The sequence below is a fragment of the Salinispora pacifica CNR114 genome (assembly GCF_000514775.1).
Classification (GTDB): Bacteria; Actinomycetota; Actinomycetes; order Mycobacteriales; family Micromonosporaceae; genus Micromonospora; species Micromonospora pacifica.
Genome location: NZ_AZWO01000001.1, coordinates 64,623 through 80,737 on the forward strand (window position 1 = coordinate 64,623; position 16,115 = coordinate 80,737).

12 protein-coding genes are annotated in these 16,115 nt (G+C 71.3%); 6 read left to right on the forward strand and 6 right to left on the reverse strand.

Annotation, left to right across the window (positions count from 1 at the left end):
- The first annotated feature begins 114 nt into the window (after window positions 1–114).
- Together B118_RS0100405 and B118_RS0100410 are read left to right on the forward strand one after the other, a co-directional pair.
- The gene (locus B118_RS0100405) at window positions 115–1,134 is read left to right on the forward strand and encodes an ABC transporter substrate-binding protein (protein WP_026185693.1); all 1,020 of its coding nucleotides are present in this window, start codon (window positions 115–117) and stop codon (window positions 1,132–1,134) included.
- Window positions 1,135–1,219: 85 nt separating this feature from the next.
- Window positions 1,220–2,065: an ABC transporter permease gene (locus B118_RS0100410; protein WP_026270433.1), complete on the forward strand. Its 846-nt coding sequence runs from the start codon at window positions 1,220–1,222 to the stop codon at window positions 2,063–2,065.
- A 63-nt stretch (window positions 2,066–2,128) separates the two neighbouring features.
- On the opposite strand, the gene B118_RS0100415 is transcribed toward B118_RS0100410, so the two are convergent.
- Entirely contained in the window at window positions 2,129–3,307 is a 1,179-nt protein-coding gene (locus tag B118_RS0100415) for an ABC transporter substrate-binding protein (protein WP_028192246.1), read from the reverse strand.
- 432 nt (window positions 3,308–3,739) lie between these two features.
- On the opposite strand from B118_RS0100415, the gene B118_RS0100420 reads away from it, so the two are divergent.
- From B118_RS0100420 to B118_RS0100435, 4 genes are all read left to right on the forward strand, one after another.
- Entirely contained in the window at window positions 3,740–6,961 is a 3,222-nt protein-coding gene (locus B118_RS0100420) for a sensor histidine kinase (RefSeq protein WP_028192247.1), read from the forward strand.
- Window positions 6,961–7,368 (forward strand): roadblock/LC7 domain-containing protein, encoded by a 408-nt coding sequence (locus B118_RS0100425; protein WP_012015079.1) that lies wholly within the window; start codon window positions 6,961–6,963, stop codon window positions 7,366–7,368. The genes B118_RS0100420 and B118_RS0100425 overlap by 1 nt, the downstream gene beginning before the upstream one ends.
- An 86-nt stretch (window positions 7,369–7,454) precedes the next feature.
- Window positions 7,455–7,820: a DUF742 domain-containing protein gene (locus tag B118_RS0100430; RefSeq protein WP_018222615.1), complete on the forward strand. Its 366-nt coding sequence runs from the start codon at window positions 7,455–7,457 to the stop codon at window positions 7,818–7,820.
- Window positions 7,801–8,418: a GTP-binding protein gene (locus B118_RS0100435; protein WP_018222616.1), complete on the forward strand. Its 618-nt coding sequence runs from the start codon at window positions 7,801–7,803 to the stop codon at window positions 8,416–8,418. Before B118_RS0100430 ends, B118_RS0100435 begins: the two co-directional genes overlap by 20 nt.
- 89 nt (window positions 8,419–8,507) lie before the next feature.
- Here the strand turns inward: B118_RS0100435 and B118_RS0100440 are convergent, their stop codons facing one another.
- The 5 genes from B118_RS0100440 to B118_RS0100460 are packed head-to-tail and all read right to left on the reverse strand — an operon-like array spanning window position 8,508 to window position 16,028.
- The gene (locus B118_RS0100440; protein WP_018222617.1) at window positions 8,508–9,596 is read right to left on the reverse strand and encodes a uroporphyrinogen-III synthase; all 1,089 of its coding nucleotides are present in this window, start codon (window positions 9,594–9,596) and stop codon (window positions 8,508–8,510) included.
- Window positions 9,597–9,941: a nitrite reductase small subunit NirD gene (gene nirD, locus B118_RS0100445; protein WP_027657382.1), complete on the reverse strand. Its 345-nt coding sequence runs from the start codon at window positions 9,939–9,941 to the stop codon at window positions 9,597–9,599.
- Entirely contained in the window at window positions 9,938–12,451 is a 2,514-nt protein-coding gene (gene nirB / locus B118_RS0100450; protein WP_028187538.1) for a nitrite reductase large subunit NirB, read from the reverse strand. Before nirB ends, nirD begins: the two co-directional genes overlap by 4 nt.
- Complete coding sequence (locus B118_RS0100455) at window positions 12,448–13,884, reverse strand: FAD-dependent oxidoreductase (protein WP_028187539.1); 1,437 nt, start codon at window positions 13,882–13,884, stop codon at window positions 12,448–12,450. Before B118_RS0100455 ends, nirB begins: the two co-directional genes overlap by 4 nt.
- Complete coding sequence (locus tag B118_RS0100460; RefSeq protein WP_050592768.1) at window positions 13,881–16,028, reverse strand: molybdopterin oxidoreductase family protein; 2,148 nt, start codon at window positions 16,026–16,028, stop codon at window positions 13,881–13,883. The genes B118_RS0100455 and B118_RS0100460 overlap by 4 nt, the downstream gene beginning before the upstream one ends.
- Window positions 16,029–16,115 lie beyond the last annotated feature (87 nt).

Consider the following 16,115-nt stretch of genomic DNA (forward strand, 5'->3'; position numbering starts at 1 on the left):
GTGCCCCCGAAGAGTCCCCTGACGATGGCGGCGCTGGCTTCATCCTTCGGGCCGCCGCCACCCGACTACCCTCCGGTGGCGCTCGGCCCCGGTCGGAAAGGACAAGGTGTACAGATGAGAAGGCTGACCCGTACGGTCGCCGCGGCTACGATGGCCGCTGCGCTGGCGACGGTTGGGGCGTGTAGCAGCGACTCGGAATCCACTGAGGGGGGTGACGACGCGCTGGAGAAGGTCACCTACCTCACTTCTTTCGGGAACTTCGGCCGGGACTCCTACGCCTGGGTGGCGCAGGAGAAGGGCTTCTTCCGCGACGCGGGTTTTGACGTCGAGATCAAGCCGGGACAGGGCACCGGGAGTACTATTCAGACGGTCTCCGCCGGCCAGGCAGACTTCGGGCCGGTCGACCTCACCGGTAGCCTGCTCCAGTTCGGCAACGGCGAGGCCAAGGACTTCGTTGTCGTCGCCGCGATCCAACAGCGCACTATGGCCGGCATCGCCACCGTCGAGGGTACGAACATCGCCACGCCGAAGGACCTCGAGGGCAAGAAGATCGCGGACTCCCCCACCTCGGTGGTCCGTAACCTCTTCCCCACGTACGCGGAGTTGGCCGGCGTGGACGCGAGCAAGGTGACCTGGGTCAACGGTCAGCCGCAGGACCTGATGGGCACCCTCGCCGCCGGCACGGTCGACGGCATCGGGCAGTTCGTCGTGGGCCAGCCAACCATCGAGGCGATCGCCAAGAAGAAGGCGTTCATGCTGCCGTACAGCGAGTACATGCAGGACCTCTACGGCAACGTGCTGATCACCTCCGCGAAGATCGCCGAAGAAAAGCCGGAGATGGTCAAGCGGTTCAGCGAGGCCCTGTTGAAGGGCTTGGAGTACGCGTTGGAGAACCCGAAGGAGTCGGCCGAGCTGCTGAAGAAGAACGTGGACTCGACGAACGTCGAGTCCGCCCAGGCGGAGCTCGAGCTGATGGCCGGCTACGTTCGGTCCAGCAACAGTGGTGCGACGCTGGGCACGCTGGACAGTGCCCGGGTAGCGAAGAGCATCGCCATCCTGCGTGGTGCGGGACAGCTCACGCAGGAGCTCGAGCCGGACCAGGTCATCGACTTCAGCCTCACCCCGAAGGCCTGATCGACCACCATTCGGGGGTGTGGACCGGGACCCGGTCCACACCCCCGCCGTGTGCCGGCCCGCAGCCGGCAGGAAGGAGGAGGCGGTGACCGAGACCCGGACCCGTATTGAGGGACCGTCGGCGGGGGTGGGGAACCCGTCCGCGCCGGCCCGCCGACGGCGTGCGATTCCGGTCGGGGCCGCCGGGCTTCCGTTCCTCGGACTGGTGATCGCACTGGCCTGTTGGTGGCTGGTCACCACCGGGTTCGGCCTGGTGCACCCGGCTGCCCTGCCGTCACCGCAGGCCGTCGGGGCCTCGATGGCCGATCGGAGCGGTGTGCTCCTACCCGCGCTCGGGATCACCACCCTGATGACGGTGGTGGGTTTCCTGCTCTCGGCGGCCGCCGGGGTGCTGATCGGAATTGCCCTGGCCGCGTCTCGACACCTGGAGCGGATGTTCGCACCGCTGCTCGTCGCCGTCAACGCGGTACCGAAGATCGCGCTTGGCCCGCTACTCGTGGTGTCTTTCGGCTGGGGTGCGAAGCCGGTCCTGACGATGGTGTTCCTGCTCTGCTTCTTCCCGATCGTGCTCTCCACCTCGACTGGTCTGACGACCACCCCGGCGGACCTCGCCGAACTGGCGCGGTCGCTGCACGCCTCCTGGTGGCAGTCGTTCCGGAAGGTGCGCCTCCCGGCCGCGCTACCGCAGGTCTTCGTCGGCCTCAAGGTGGCGATGCCGCTGGCGGCCATCGGGGCGGTGATCGGGGAGTTCTACTCGGACCAGCCGGGCCTGGGCTACCAGATCCTGCAGTACAACGGAATCGGGGAGACCGCGACGGCCTGGGCGGCGATCGTGTTGATCGCCGCGATGAGCATCGGGCTCTACTCCCTGCTCTACCTCGTCGAACGCCTCGCCCTGCCCTGGGTTCGCGCGACCACGTCGGCTCGGTGACCCAGCCGGTGTGGACCGGCCCGGCCCGGCCCAGCCCGGTCCACACCGGGCCGGGCCGGGGTGTCACCCGGCCAGATGCCAGCGGCCGTTGCGCACGACCAGTGTGGTCAGTGCCTGCGGCATGAGGCCGGAGTGGTTGTCCGGAGTCAGTCGGATCGGACCCGACAGACCATCCAGCTGGGTGGTCTCCAGCACGTCCCGGATGCCCTCCCGGTCGGGCTCCCCACCGATGTTGCCGGACCGCACCGCGGCATCGGTGATGAGCTGGAGGGCATCGGCGGCGAACGAGGAGGAGCCGTGGTATCCACCGAAGCGGGCGGTGTAGTCCTGGAACCACTGTCGCCGGGCCGCCTTCGCCGGGGTGGTGGCGATCACGTCGTCGATCACCATGGTCTGGGTGAAGACCATCGTGGCGTCCTCCGCGGCCTGGGCCGTCGGGCCGAGGAAGAGTTCGCCCGCGGCCGAGGCATCGAAGTAGAGCGCGCCCTCGAAGCCGGCCTTTCGCGCGGCGACGACGGCGAGGTCAGCCTGTTCGGCGCGGGTCCAGAGCACCAGTGCCCTGGGTCGTACCCCAGCCAGCGCGGTGATCTGGCTGGAGACATCGGTGTCGGTGGCGCGGACGGTCTGGACACCCCAGACCTTGATGTCGGCCTTGTCCAGCGCGGCCTCGAGGGCGGTGAGCCCCTCTTCGCCGTAGGCGTCGTCGCTGCGCAGTACCCCCACCTCATTGATCTTGTTGCGGCGAAGCTCGACAGCGAGGGCTTCGGCGCTGTCAGGGGCGCTCGGAGCCAGCTTGAACACGTACCGGCGCTCCGTTGCCGGGCTGGTGATGGCCTCGGCGGCGGCCAGCGCCACCGTCGGCATCTGCTGCCCGTTGACGGTCTCCACCGCGTCCATCGCGCATTCGTTGCAACCGCCCATGACGATCGCGCTGACCTGGGGGTCGGCGCTGAAGTCGGTGACGTTGCGGAGGGACTCGCTCGCCTCGGAGCGGTTGTCCCTGACCCGGAGCTCGATCTGCCGTCCGTTGAGCGCGCCGGATGCGTTGAGCTGTTCGGCTTTGAGCTCGAGCGCCCGTTGGTAGGTCTTGCCCAGTGGTGCGCCGGGCCCGGACAATTCGAGGTCGGCGGCGATGATGATCGGGCTGGTATCTTGCTCCTCCGTGCCGAGCTGGCAGGCGGTGAGCGTGGCGGCCAGGACGGCCGAGGTGAGTGCCGCGGTTGCGGAGCGGATGGGGCTCAACGTTGTCCTCCAGGTACGGCACGGGAGCCAGCGGATCGTCCGTTATCGTTGGGAGTCGATCACTTCCCGTACGGTGTGCGCGCAGCCTGGAGAACCTTGCCAATGTCGGGCCCCCGTGGTCAAGCGGGCCGGGCGGAGGCGTTTCGGGACGAAAATCTCACATGCTGGGGTCACGTAAAGTTTGCGCCTGATTCCAAACCGTATTGGTGCAGCAATGTACGTCTACATTGCCTGTTCAGGGCGGTGTTGAATTGGTAGCATCTGTGGACTGTCGCATCGGCTGGCCGTCATCTGGCCCTTTCACCTCCAGCTCGACTTCCCAAAACTCGTCTCGTCTGATGAAATCGCGGCCGTGCCGCGCATGGTTTCTCTTCTGCTGGACCAGACATGGGTCGGCGGTTCAGGCGTGGGTGAAATGACGGAGGCGATGTCGTGAGCACCGGACCGACGACCCTGTCCGCAAGGAGCGGCATTCCGCAGCCGAAGCGGCGCCGGCTGCCTCAGCTCCACAATGCGCGAATCCGCTCGAAGCTGGCGCTGATCCTGGTCGTGCCGGTCGCCGCAGTCATCGCGCTGGCAACTGTTCGTCTGATCACAGTCGGCGAGGGTGCGTACGACGCCACGCGGGCCAAAGCGCTCACCGAACTCTCCATCGACATCTCGGCCCTTACCCAGGACCTGCATACCGAACGAATGGCGGCTGCGGTCTATATCGCATCGACGGGAGAGGCGGAAGCAGCCGCCGACGCCTACAACCTGCAGGTGCGCCGTACCGACGAGCGGGTACGGGCATACCGGGAGGAGCGCGAGCTCTTCGACGAGCTGCCCGCCGCTGTCAGCGACCGGGTGGCGGCTATCGACGGACACCTTGAGACGCTGGACGCGATTCGACAGCAGGTGCGGGAACGTAAGCAGATGGCGGTCGCCGAGTCGGCGTTGCGCTACGGCGTCATCCTGACCGACCTGGTGGCGTACGGCGACGGCCTTGCCCAGCTCCCCGGCGACGAGCGGCTGGCAGAGGCCCGGCGGGCGGTCGCGGCCTTCGCCCGGGCCAAGGCAGCAGTCGCCGAGGAAGAGTCCGTCGCCTACACCGCGTTGAGCGCCGGTGGCTTCGACGAGGAGCAGTACTCCTCCTTCGTGGCGACGTTGACCAGCCAGCAGGATGCGCTACTCCGCTTCGCCCTCGCGGCGGAGCCGCAGCAACGCTCGTTCGTGGAGAACACCATCTCGGGCGACGCGGTCACGCTGTCGGACACCGTCGCCGTGGACATCGGCCGCTCGGTCGGGCAGCAGTCCCTGGTGGGCGCGGAGGAGGCCAGCGCCGCCGTCGGTGCCGTCCACGACCTCATGCGGTGGACCGAGGCCCGGCTCCAGGCGGAGCTGCTCGCCGACACCGAGCAGGACCGTTCGGACGTCCTCCGGCAGGCTGTCATCGAATTGCTACTGGTCCTGCTGACCCTGATCATCGCCATCACCCTCGCCGTGGTGCTGGCCCGTTCGCTGAACCACTCGCTGCACCGGCTGCGGGAGGGCGCCTTGGCCGTGGCCAACCACGATCTGCCGGAAGCGGTGCGTCGCCTGCAGAGCATGGAGGCGGTTGACGAGGGCGGGGTTGACGAGATCGTCCGGGGGATCCGGGATCCGATCCGGCTCACCAACCAGGACGAGGTCGGTCAGGTCGCCGTCGCTTTCAACGTGGTGCACCGGGAGGCGGTCCGGGTGGCGGCGGAGCAGGCCGCACTGCGGACCAGCGTCTCAGCGATGTTCCTCAACCTGGCCCGGCGGAGTCAGACGCTGGTTGACCGCATGATCGGGGAACTGGACGCGATCGAGCGTGGTGAGGAGGACCCGAAGCGGCTGGCCCAGCTCTTCGAACTGGACCACCTGGCCACCCGAATGCGCCGCAACGACGAGAACCTGCTGGTCCTCGCCGGAGCCGACTCGACCGCACCTCGGCGGGAGGACGCTCTCCTGGTGGACGTGCTGCGGGCGGCACAGTCCGAGGTCGAGCTCTACAACCGGATCGAGTTCGGCACCGTTGACACGGACGTGTCGGTGGCCGCCCACGTGGTTAACGACGCGGTCCGGCTCGTCGCCGAACTGCTCGACAACGCCACCCGCTTCTCGCCGCCGAACACCACCGTGGTCGCTGACGGGCGGCGGATCCGCGACTACGTGCTCATCCAGGTCGAGGACCGTGGTCTCGGCCTCTCCGACGAGCAGCTCGACTCGCTCAACCAGCGGCTGGCGGAGCCGCAGGGCGTCGATGTCACGGCGTTCCGGCTGATGGGCCTGGCCGTGGTGGGGCGGCTCGCTGAGCGGCACAGCATTCGGGTCGAGCTGCGCCGCAACGTCGAGGGGGGCATCGTCGCGCAGGTGACCCTGCCGACGGCCGCGGTTGTGCTGCCCGTTGGGCGGGGGCCAGCCCAGCTCGCCCCACCTCGTCAGCCGCTGGCGGTGGAGCAGGGCCCGTCCACCCCGGTCGGCTTCGGTGAACCGGTGGCGGTCGCCGGGAGCGGCACCACCCTGCCGGAGCAGCGGCAGCCCGAGCCGGCTCCGTGGCCGGCGCCGGTGGTCGCCGGGGGCGGCACCATCCTGCCGGAGCAGCGGCAGCCCGAGCCGGCTCCGTGGCCGGCGCCGGTGGTCGCCGGCGTGGTGCCGGACCAAACCGTCGGGGTGACCGGGACCGAGCCCAGCCTCAGCGTCGCCGGAGGGCTGGGTGCAGCGCCCACCGCGTCGCACCCACTGCCCCAACGGAAACCCTCGGGTGAGTCGTCGGTTGCGACTGCGGCCTTCCCTACCGTGGCCGCTACCCCACCATCGCCAGTCGTCCCGCCGCCCGCAGGTTCGCTCGGCACCGACAGCACGCTGACCGGTGGGCTCGGCGCGAATCTGGCCGCCACCGCTTCGATCGATGCGGCGCCCTTGTCCGCGCCGCCGGCGGAGGCGCCGGCGGAGGCGCCGATCTTCCGGGAGATGGAGGCGGTCTGGTTCCGGACGCACGGCAACGACGCAACCGCCATCTTCACCCGGCCGGATTTCGACAAGGCGGCCCCGGACCCGTCTGGGGCGGCGAGTTCTCCGGTTGAGCCGCAGCTACCCACCCGGGTGCCCGGAATGACGACGGCTCCGCTCCCCACCACCCCGGTGCCGTCGTATGCTCCCGCTCCCGCTCCCGCCGGGCCGCCACCCGCCACCCCGGTGCCGTCGTACTCCGCCGCTTCCGTCGGGCCGCCACCCGTCGGGCCGCCACCCGTCGGGCCGCCACCCGTCGGGCCGCCACCCGCAGGGCCGCCACCCGCAGGGCCGCCACCCGCCGCTCCTGCCTCCGCCGTGCCGCCGGCCAGCGCGCCGCCGGCGTCGCCGCCGAGTGCCTCCGGTGGCGATGCGTGGCGCACCATCGCGGATGAGGGGTGGAGCCGGGCCACCCAGGCTGCCGAGCCGACCAACGGCGGTACCACCCGTTCCGGTCTGCCGAAGCGGGTGCCAAAGGCACAACTCGTACCCGGCGGGATCGAGCCCCAGACCCGGGAACGGACCCGCCGGACGCCGGACGAAGTCCGCGGCCTGCTGTCGGCATATCACCGTGGCGTGCAGCGGGGCCGTGCGGCCGGCTCGGACCCCAACAGCACTTCGAGCAAGGAGACGAGCTGATGAACAGGCCAGCAACCATGCAGGACATGGGTTGGCTGCTCAGTAACTTCGCTGACAGCGTGGCGGGCATCGCCCACGTGGTTGCGGTGTCTGCCGATGGGCTGCTGCTCGCCTCGTCCCGGGATCTGCCCGCGGACCGTGCGGATCAGCTTGCGGCGATCACCTCCGGCGTGGTGAGCCTGACCGACGGTGCGTCCCGCATGTTCAGCGCCGGCGGAGTGCTGCAGACGGTCATCGAGATGGACAGCGGCTACCTTTTCCTGATGTCCATCAGTGACGGCTCGTCGATGGCAGTACTCGCTGCCCGCAGTTGCGATGTCGGCCAGGTTGGTTACGAGATGGCACTCCTGGTGGAACGGGTCGGTGCCGCACTGGTGCCGCTGCCTCGGGACGCGGTTTCTTCGTGATCACCGGGCTCCGGACAGCGCCACCTGAGGAGAGTAGATCCGTCGCCGAAGGGGCGCTGGTCGGGCGAGAGGGGAGGTGACAGCGGATGGAAGGCCGGCGGACCGAACCGCGGGGGGCGCTGGTGCGTCCGTATGCGGTTACTCGCGGCCGGACGGAGCCGCGGCAGGACATCACCCTGGAGGCGGTGCTGTCCGCGAGCGCTACGGCGGTTGCCGAGTCACGTTTCGCGGGGCACGACAAGCACCGCATCGCGAGGATTTGTGAGGGCCGGGCGCAGTCGTTGGCGGAGATCGCCGCATACACCCGGATGCCCCTCGGTGTCACCCGGGTGCTGGTGGCCGACATGGTGGCCGAGGGCTTGCTGACGCTACACACTGCCGCTCCCACGATGGGGTTTGTGGAGCGGATGAACCTGCTTGGAAGGGTGCTAAGTGGACTTCGCGAACTATGACCCCGCCAGGGCGAGCCGGGAGATCATCTCCGCGAAGATCGTCGTCGCCGGCGGCTTCGGTGTGGGAAAGACGACGCTGGTCGGTGCGATCTCGGAGATCACACCACTGACCACCGAGGCGGTCATGACCGCAGCCGGTGTCGGCATCGACGATCCGTCCAAGGTGCCGGGCAAGGAGACGACGACAGTCGCCATGGACTTTGGCCGGATCACCATGGCGCAGGATCTGATCCTGTACCTGTTCGGCACGCCCGGCCAGACTCGGTTCTGGTTCATGTGGGACGAGATCATCCGTGGTGCGGTCGGCGCGGCCGTCCTGGTGGACACCCGCCGGATCACCGATGCCTTCGCCCCGCTGGACTATTTCGAGAACCGTAAACTGCCGTACGTGGTCGCGCTCAACCGGTTCGAGGGTGCCCCCGACTACGAGTTGGCGGAGGTGCGGGAGGCGCTCGCCATCCCGGCGGACGTGCCGCTCGTACTGACCGATGCGCGCAGCCGGGACTCGGTCAAACAGGTGCTGGTGACCGTCGTCGAGCACGCAATGAGCCGCCTGCAGGCGGAGCACGATCGCGGTTACCCGACTCCGGTCGGGTGAGCCGGCGCCGGTGGAGCGGCACGCCCGGCACCGGTCTGCGCGCCCCGGCCCGTCACCTAGCTGCGGGCCGGGGCTGCGGCGGCTCCGCGTCAGTCGACCCGGAGGCGGTAGCCGCGCTTCACCACTGTCTGTACCACCCCGGGGGCCCTCAACCCGGCGCGTAGCCGCGCCACCGCCATCTCCACCGCATGTTCATCCGCCCCGCGCGGCAGCGTCTGGAGTAGCGCCGCTCGGGACAGGACCCGCCCCGGGGACGCCGCCAGCCTCCGCAGCACCGCCATCGGGGCCGGCGCCAGCGGTCGAAGCTCACCATCGACCACGGCGGCGTGCCCGCGCAGGGTGAGTAGGTGACCGGCGGCTTTCAGGGTGACCGCGCGCCGCGGTAGCTCCGCCACGATCGTTCGGACCAGAGCACCCAGCCGGGCTCGCTCGGGAGCGCTGACCGGCACCCCCCGCCGCCGCAGCGGCTCCGCGGTTACCGTCCCCACGCAGCTCGCCAGCACCGCACCCCGGAACGCGTCGAGAACCCGGTCGGTCCGGTCCCCGGCGGCGTGCAGCAACGCCTCGGCGGCCGGCGCCGAGGTGAACGTCACCGCGTCCACCATCCGGTCGGCGACCAGGTCGATCAGTCGATGTAGTGGGGTCGGGTCGGTCGGCGGGGCCCAGCGGTAGACCGGCACCGCGATCACGGTCGCGCCGGCTGCGATCAGCGCCCTCGTACACTCGGGCTGCGCTCCGCCGTGCAGCTGCATGGCGATCACCTGGCCGGCCACCCCCCGGTCACGCAGGTGCTCCACCACCTCGGCGCAGCTCTCCGAGCCGGGCGACCACTGGTCGTGCAGGCCGGCGGCTCGGATCGCGCCGCGGGCCTTCGGACCGCGCGCCACCACGTACGCTCCACGCAGCGCCGCGCGCAGCGGCTCGGCCAGCCCCCAGCCCTCGGCCGCCTCCAGCCAGCCCCGCATCCCGATCCCGGTGTCGGCCATCAGGACATCCGGTGGCCGATCGAGGCAGGCCCGCGTCGCCGCGCGCAGCTCGGTGTCGTCGGCGAGTGGCACGATCCGAAGGGCCGGCGCGAAGACCACCCGGGCCCCATGCCGCTGGAGTAGCGTCGCCAGTTCCTCCCGACGCCGGTCGGCGGTCACCCCGACGGTGAAGCCGGCCAGTTCGTCGCGCATCTACGCCTCCTTTCGCAGCCGTACCTCGACCAGCCCGGCCCGGCACCGCACCTCGTGCCACCGGACCGCGACGCCCGGTAGGTCCAGGCAGTCTCCGGTACGCAGGTCGTATGTCTGTTTGTGGAGTGGGGAGGCGACTGTCGGCGCGCCGCCCCGGCTGCCCACGATGCCGCGCGAGAGCACGTACGCATCGGTGACCGGGTCCCGGTTGTCGATGGCGAAGAGGTCGGCGGCGGTACGGAACAGCGCCACCTGGACACCGTCAACGAGTGCGGCCACCCCCCGACCCGGGTCCAGGCGGGTCAGTGGACAGACCACCGTCCACCCCCGCGGCTGGCCGGTCATCGCCGTACCCGCGGCGTTCCCAGCCCGACCGGCTGTCGGTTCTCGGTCTCCCTGGTCCCCGCCGGTACTCGCTGTCCACGTTCCTCGGTGAACCGGATGGAGGGGTCGGGTACCTCGGGAGCATTGACGAAGGAGGTGAACCGACTCAGCCGGGCCGGATCCTCGAGGACGTCGCGCCACTCGTCGGAGTACGACCCCACGTGCCGCGCCATCGCCGCGTCCAGCTCGGCGCAGAGCCCCAGCGAGTCGTCCACGATGACCGCGCTGAGGTGCTCCAGGCCGCCGTCCATCGCCTCGATCCAGGCGGCGGTACGTTGCAGCCGGTCCGCGGTGCGGATGTAGTACATCAGGAACCGGTCAACCAGCCGTACCAGCGCCTCGGTGGTCAGGTCGGTGGCGAAGAGGTCGGCGTGCCGGGGCCGGAATCCGCCGTTGCCGCCGAGGTAGAGGTTCCAGCCAGCGTCGGTGGCGATGATGCCGAAGTCCTTGCCGCGCGCCTCGGCGCACTCCCGGGCACAGCCGGAGACGGCTGCTTTGATCTTGTGGGGGGCGCGGAGCCCGCGATAGCGCAGCTCCAGCACGATCGCCAACCCGACCGAGTCCTGCACCCCGTACCGGCACCAGGTGGACCCGACGCACGATTTCACCGTCCGCAGCGCCTTGCCGTACGCGTGGCCGGACTCGAAGCCCGCGTTGACCAGCCGGCGCCAGATCTGCGGCAACTGCTCCACCCGCGCACCGAGCAGATCGATGCGCTGCGCGCCGGTGATCTTTGTGTAGAGCGCGAAGTCCCGGGCCACCTCGCCGAGCACGATCAGCTTCTCCGGGGTGATCTCGCCGCCAGGGATTCGGGGCACGACCGAGTAGCTGCCGTCCCGCTGCAGGTTGGCCAGGAAGTGGTCATTGGTGTCCTGTAGCGACGCCTGCTCGCCGTCGAGGAGGTGCCCGGTGCCGAGGGAGGCCAGGATCGACGCCACCACCGGCTTGCAGATGTCACAGCCATCGCCTCGGCCATGCTCGGCGATCAGGCTGGAGAAGGTGCGGATCCCCCGGACCCGGATGAGGTCGAAGAGCTCCTGGCGGCTCACCTCGAAGTGTTCGCAGAGCCCGCGGGGCTGCCCAACGCCGGCGGCGTCGAGCAGCTGCCGGAGCATCGGTACGCAGGAGCCACAGCTGGTCCCGGCCCGGGTACCCGCCTTGAGCGCCGGCACGTCGGCCGCGCCGCCGGCGATCGCCGCGTCCAGGTCGGCGCGGGTCACCGCGTTGCAGGAGCAGACCTGCGTGGAGCCGGGGAGCGCCGCCACCCCGGTGCCCGCACCGGCCGGGGCGAGCAGCGCGAGCGGCGCGGCGGGCAGCGCCTGACCGACGCTGGCCCGCAACGTCGGGTAGGCGTCGGCGTCGCCGACCAGCACGCCGCCGAGCAGCGTCTGCGCATCGTCGGAGAGGACCAGCTTCGCGTACACCCGGGTGGCCGGATCGGTGAAGGTCACGTCGAGACAGCCCGGGGTGGTGCCGTGCGCGTCGCCGAAGGAGGCGACGTCCACGCCGAGCAGCTTGAGCTTGGTGGCGGTGTCCGCGTCGGGGACGGTGGCCGCCCCGCCGACCAGTCGGTCGGCCACCGTCTCCGCCATCGCGTAGCCGGGGGCGACCAGACCGTGGCAGGTGCCGTCCACGGCGGCGCACTCGCCGACCGCCCAGATCCGCTCGTCGGCAGTGCGGCCGGCGCGGTCGACCAGCACCCCACCCCGGCTGCCGAGGGGCAGGCCGGCGGCGCGGGCCAGCTCGTCCCGGGGGCGGATCCCAGCCGCCACGACGACCAGGTCGGCGTCCACCCGACCGCCGTCCGCCAGCTCCAGCTGGGCCACCACGCCGTCCGGGCCGGGGTGCAGCGCGCTGGTGGCGACCCCGAGGCGGCAGGCGACGCCCAGCTCCTCGACGTAGCGGCGCAGCAGTGCCCCGCCGGCGGTGTCCACCTGCACCGGCATCAGCCGCGGTGCGAACTCCACGACGCTGGTGGCGAGCCCGAGTAGCCGCAGCGCGTTCGCCGCCTCCAGGCCGAGCAGGCCCCCGCCGATCACCGCGCCCCGCCGGCGGCCCCGGGCGTGCGCGCGGATCGCGGCCAGGTCGTCCAGGGTGCGGTAGGTGAAGACGCCCGGCAGGCCGATGCCGTCGATCGGCGGCACGAAGGGGTACGAGCCGGTGGCCAACACCAGTGCGTCGTACGGGTGTTCGTCGGCGGTCGTCGTCACGACGCGTCGGGTCCGGTCGATCGCGGTGACCGCCGCACCGAGCCGCAGCCGTACCCGCGGATCCGGGGTGTGCAGGTTCAGCTCGGCGGCGCCCACCCCGTCGAAGAGGGCAGAGAGTCGCACCCGGTCGTACGCGGGTTGGGGCTCCTCGCCGAGCACGGTTACCCGCCACCGATCGTCGCTGTCGCGGGCGCGCAACGCGTCCACGAAGCGTTGCCCGACCATGCCGTTGCCGATGACGACCAGTCGACCTTTCCTCATCGCCCCACCTCCACCGATTCCACTGTGGAGAGCCAGTCGACGATGCCGGCGACCGCGTCCCGGCAGGAGCCGCAGCCCGTACCGGCGCGGGTGGCCGCCACCACCTCGTCGACCGTCCGCGCCCCGCGGCGCCAACTCTCCACCAGTGTTCCCTTGTTGACGTTGTTGCAGTGGCAGACCGTCGCCGCGGCCGGCATCAGCGCCGGTGTGCTGGCCGGCTCCGCCGACCCCGGGCCGGGTGCCCGGCCAAGCAGCAGCGACCGCCGGTCGCTGGGCACCGGCTGTCCCCGGTCGAAGAGCTGGATGACCGTACCGACGGACGGGTTGTCACCCAGCAGGATCGCGGCGGTCAGCCGTTCGTGGTTGATCCGCAGTCGGGCGTACGTGCCAGCGGCCGGGTCGGTGAAGGTCAGCTCCTCACCGGGGCCGTCGCCGGGGTCCCCCATCGCCGCCAGGTCGATGCCGGCGGTCTTGAGCCGGGTCACCACCGGTCTCGGCCGGTACCGGGCCGACGGGTCCGCGCCGCTGAGCAGCTGTGCCAGCACCCGTGCCTGCGCCCAGGCCGGGGCCACCAGGCCGGTCAGGGTCTCGCCGTGCTGGGCGCAGTCGCCGATGGCCGAGATGCGCTGGTCGTTGGTGCGCAGCCGGTCGTCGACCAGGACCCCCTGCCGTACGGCCAGGTCGGCGGCGGTGGCGAGCGCGGTGTCCGGGCGTACGCCGCAGGCCAGCACCAGCAGGTCGGCGTCGAGCGACCGGCCGTCGGCCAGCTCGAGGCGGACGCCGCGGGGGCCGGCAAGCACGGCGGTGGCCGGCACGGCCAGCTGGGTGGTGACCCCGAGGCCGGCGAGCGTACCGGCGAGCACCGCCGCCGCGGCCGGGTCGAGTTGCCGCTCCATCAGGTACGGCACCGGGTGCACCACCGTCACCTCGAGCCCGCGGCCGGCGAGCCCGCGGGCCGCCTCCAGGCCGAGTAGCCCGCCGCCGAGCACCAGCACGCGGTGGGCCCGGTCAGCTACGGCGAGGATGCGGCGGCAGTCATCGAGGGTGCGAAACGACACCACCCGGTCCGGCAGTTCTCCGCCGGTCAGCCCGGTCAGTGGGGGGACAACGGAGCGGCTGCCGGTGGCCAGGACCAGGTGGTCGTAGTGGATCTGGTCGCCCCGGTCGGTGCGGACCGTACGGTCCTCGCGGTCAATCGCGGTGACGCGGACCCCGGTGCGCAGGTCGACTCCGTGCCCGGCGACCTCGGTCAGCTGCACCTCCGGTTCCCCGATCGCTCCGGTCAGCAGGGTGGAGAGCAGGATCCGGTTGTAGGCCCGGTGTGGTTCTGCCCCGAGCACGGTGACCTTTCGGTCCCCGCCGCGCGCGGAGAGTTCACCGGCGAGGCGGGTGCCGGCCATTCCATTGCCGACGATCACGATTCGGTCGGTCACGTCACCGCCACCTTCTCCACTCGGACCGCACAGATCTTGAATTCCGGCATCCCGGAGATCGGGTCGACGGCGTCGTTGGTGACCGTGTTGGCGCGGGCGGTCCCACCCCAGTGGAACGGGGCGAAGACGGTGTCCGGCCGAATCGTCGGGCTGAGCCGGGCCGGCGCGACCAGCTCGCCCCGGCGGGAGCGCACCCGGACCGGCTCGCCATCGGTCACGCCCAGTCGGTCGGCCACGTCCGGGTGCAGTTCGACGAAGGCCGCTGGCGCGGCCCGGCGCAGCGCGGGTACCCGGCGGGTCTGCGTTCCCGACTGATACTGGGCTAGTACCCGTCCGGTGGTGAAGTGCAGCGGGTAGGCGGCGCACACCTGCTCCGCGGCGGGTCGGTGCTGCACGGCGTGGAATCGGGCACGCCCGTCGGGGGTGGGGAACCGGTCGGCGAAGAGCCGGGGGGCGTCCGGCCCGTCGAGCTCCGGGCAGGGCCAGAACACGCCCTCCTGCGCGTCGATTCGCTCCCAGCTGATCCCGGCGTAGTCGGCGAGCCCGCCGGCCGAGGCCGCTCGGAGCTCCTCGAACACCACCTGTGGCTCGGGGGAGAGGGCGGGCCCTCGGTCCCGGTCGGCCGGGTGTCCGGGGTCCTGCTCCAGCGCCGTGGCGAGGGCGGCGAGGAGCTCCAGGTCGGTACGGACGCCGGGCGGTGGTGTGCGGAGTGCCCGCCGACGCAGGACCCGTCCCTCCAGGTTGGTCATGGTGCCGTCCTCCTCGGCCCACTGCGCGGTCGGCAGCACCACGTCGGCGAGGGCTGCCGTCTCGGAGCGCAGGAAGTCGACGACCACCAGCAGGTCGAGGTCGCGCAGGCGGCGCTCGATCCGGGCCGCCCGGGGCGCGGAGACCACCGGGTTGGAGCCGAACACCAGCAGCGCCTTCGGCCCGTCCGGGGTGCCGAGCGAGTCCAACAGCCGGTAGGCGGGCATCCCGGGCCCCGGTAGCTCCTCCGCTGGCACGCCCCAGACGGCGGCGACGTGCTCTCGGTCGGCGCGGTCGTCGATGCGGCGGTAGCCGGGAAGCTGGTCGGCCTTCTGGCCGTGTTCCCGGCCGCCCTGGCCGTTGCCCTGCCCGGTCAGGCAGCCGTAACCGGAGCCGGGGCGGCCGGGCAGGCCGAGGGCGAGCGCCAGGTTCACGTACCCGGTGACGGTGTCGACGCCCTTGGCGTGTTGCTCGGCGCCGCGGGCGGTGAGGATGATCGCCCGGCGGGCGCCGCCCAGCGCACGTGCGGTCGTCTCCAGGTCGGCGACCGACACCCCGGACAGTGCCTCGGCGCGGGCTGGCCACCACTCCGCCACCGCCCGGCGAACCTCGTCGAAGCCGGTGGTGCGGCCGGCGACGTAGCTGTGGTCCACGAACCCCTCGGCGAGCGCGATGTGCAGCAGCGCGTTGGCCACCGCCAGGTCGGTGCCGGGTAGTGGTTGTAGGTGCAGGTCGGCCTGGCGGGCGGTGGCGGTGACGCGCGGATCCACCACGATCAGCCGCCCCCCGCGGCGGCGTTGCGCGGTCAGCCAGCGCACCAGTGGGGGCATCGTCTCGGCCGGGTTCGCGCCGACCAGCAGCAGGGTGTCGGCGGTGCCCAGGTCGGCCAGGGGGAAGGGGAGACCCCGGTCGACACCGAAGGCGCGCATCCCGGCGGCAGCCGCCGACGACATGCAGAAACGCCCGTTGTAGTCGATGTGTCGGGTTCGGAGCACCATCCGGGCGAACTTGCCCAGCGCGTACGCCTTCTCGTTGGTGAGGCCACCCCCGCCGAAGACGGCGACCGCGTCCGGCCCGTGGTTGGCCTGGACGGCGTGGATGCCGGTGACGATCCGGTCCAGGGCCGCGTCCCAGCTCGTCGGGCGCAGCTCGCCGTCGGCCGGGTCGCGAAGTAGCGCGGTGGTGAGGCGATCCGGGTGGTCCAGCAGCTCGGCGGCGGTCCAGCCCTTCTGGCAGAGCCCGCCCTGGTTGGTGGGGAACCAGCGGGGGAGGACGGCCACCTCGCCGGCCGTCTCGCGCAGGGTCATCCCGCACTGGAGCGCGCAGTACGGGCAGTGCGTCGCCGCCTCGGAGTCGGGTTGTCCGGATGCGGTAGCGGGGCGCGTACCGTCTGTCATGCCGGTGAAGCGTGCCGGCAGGGGGTTTCCGGCCCGGATCCCGCGTGTTTCGGTCCGGTCAAGACGGGCGCACCACCTCGGCGGGCT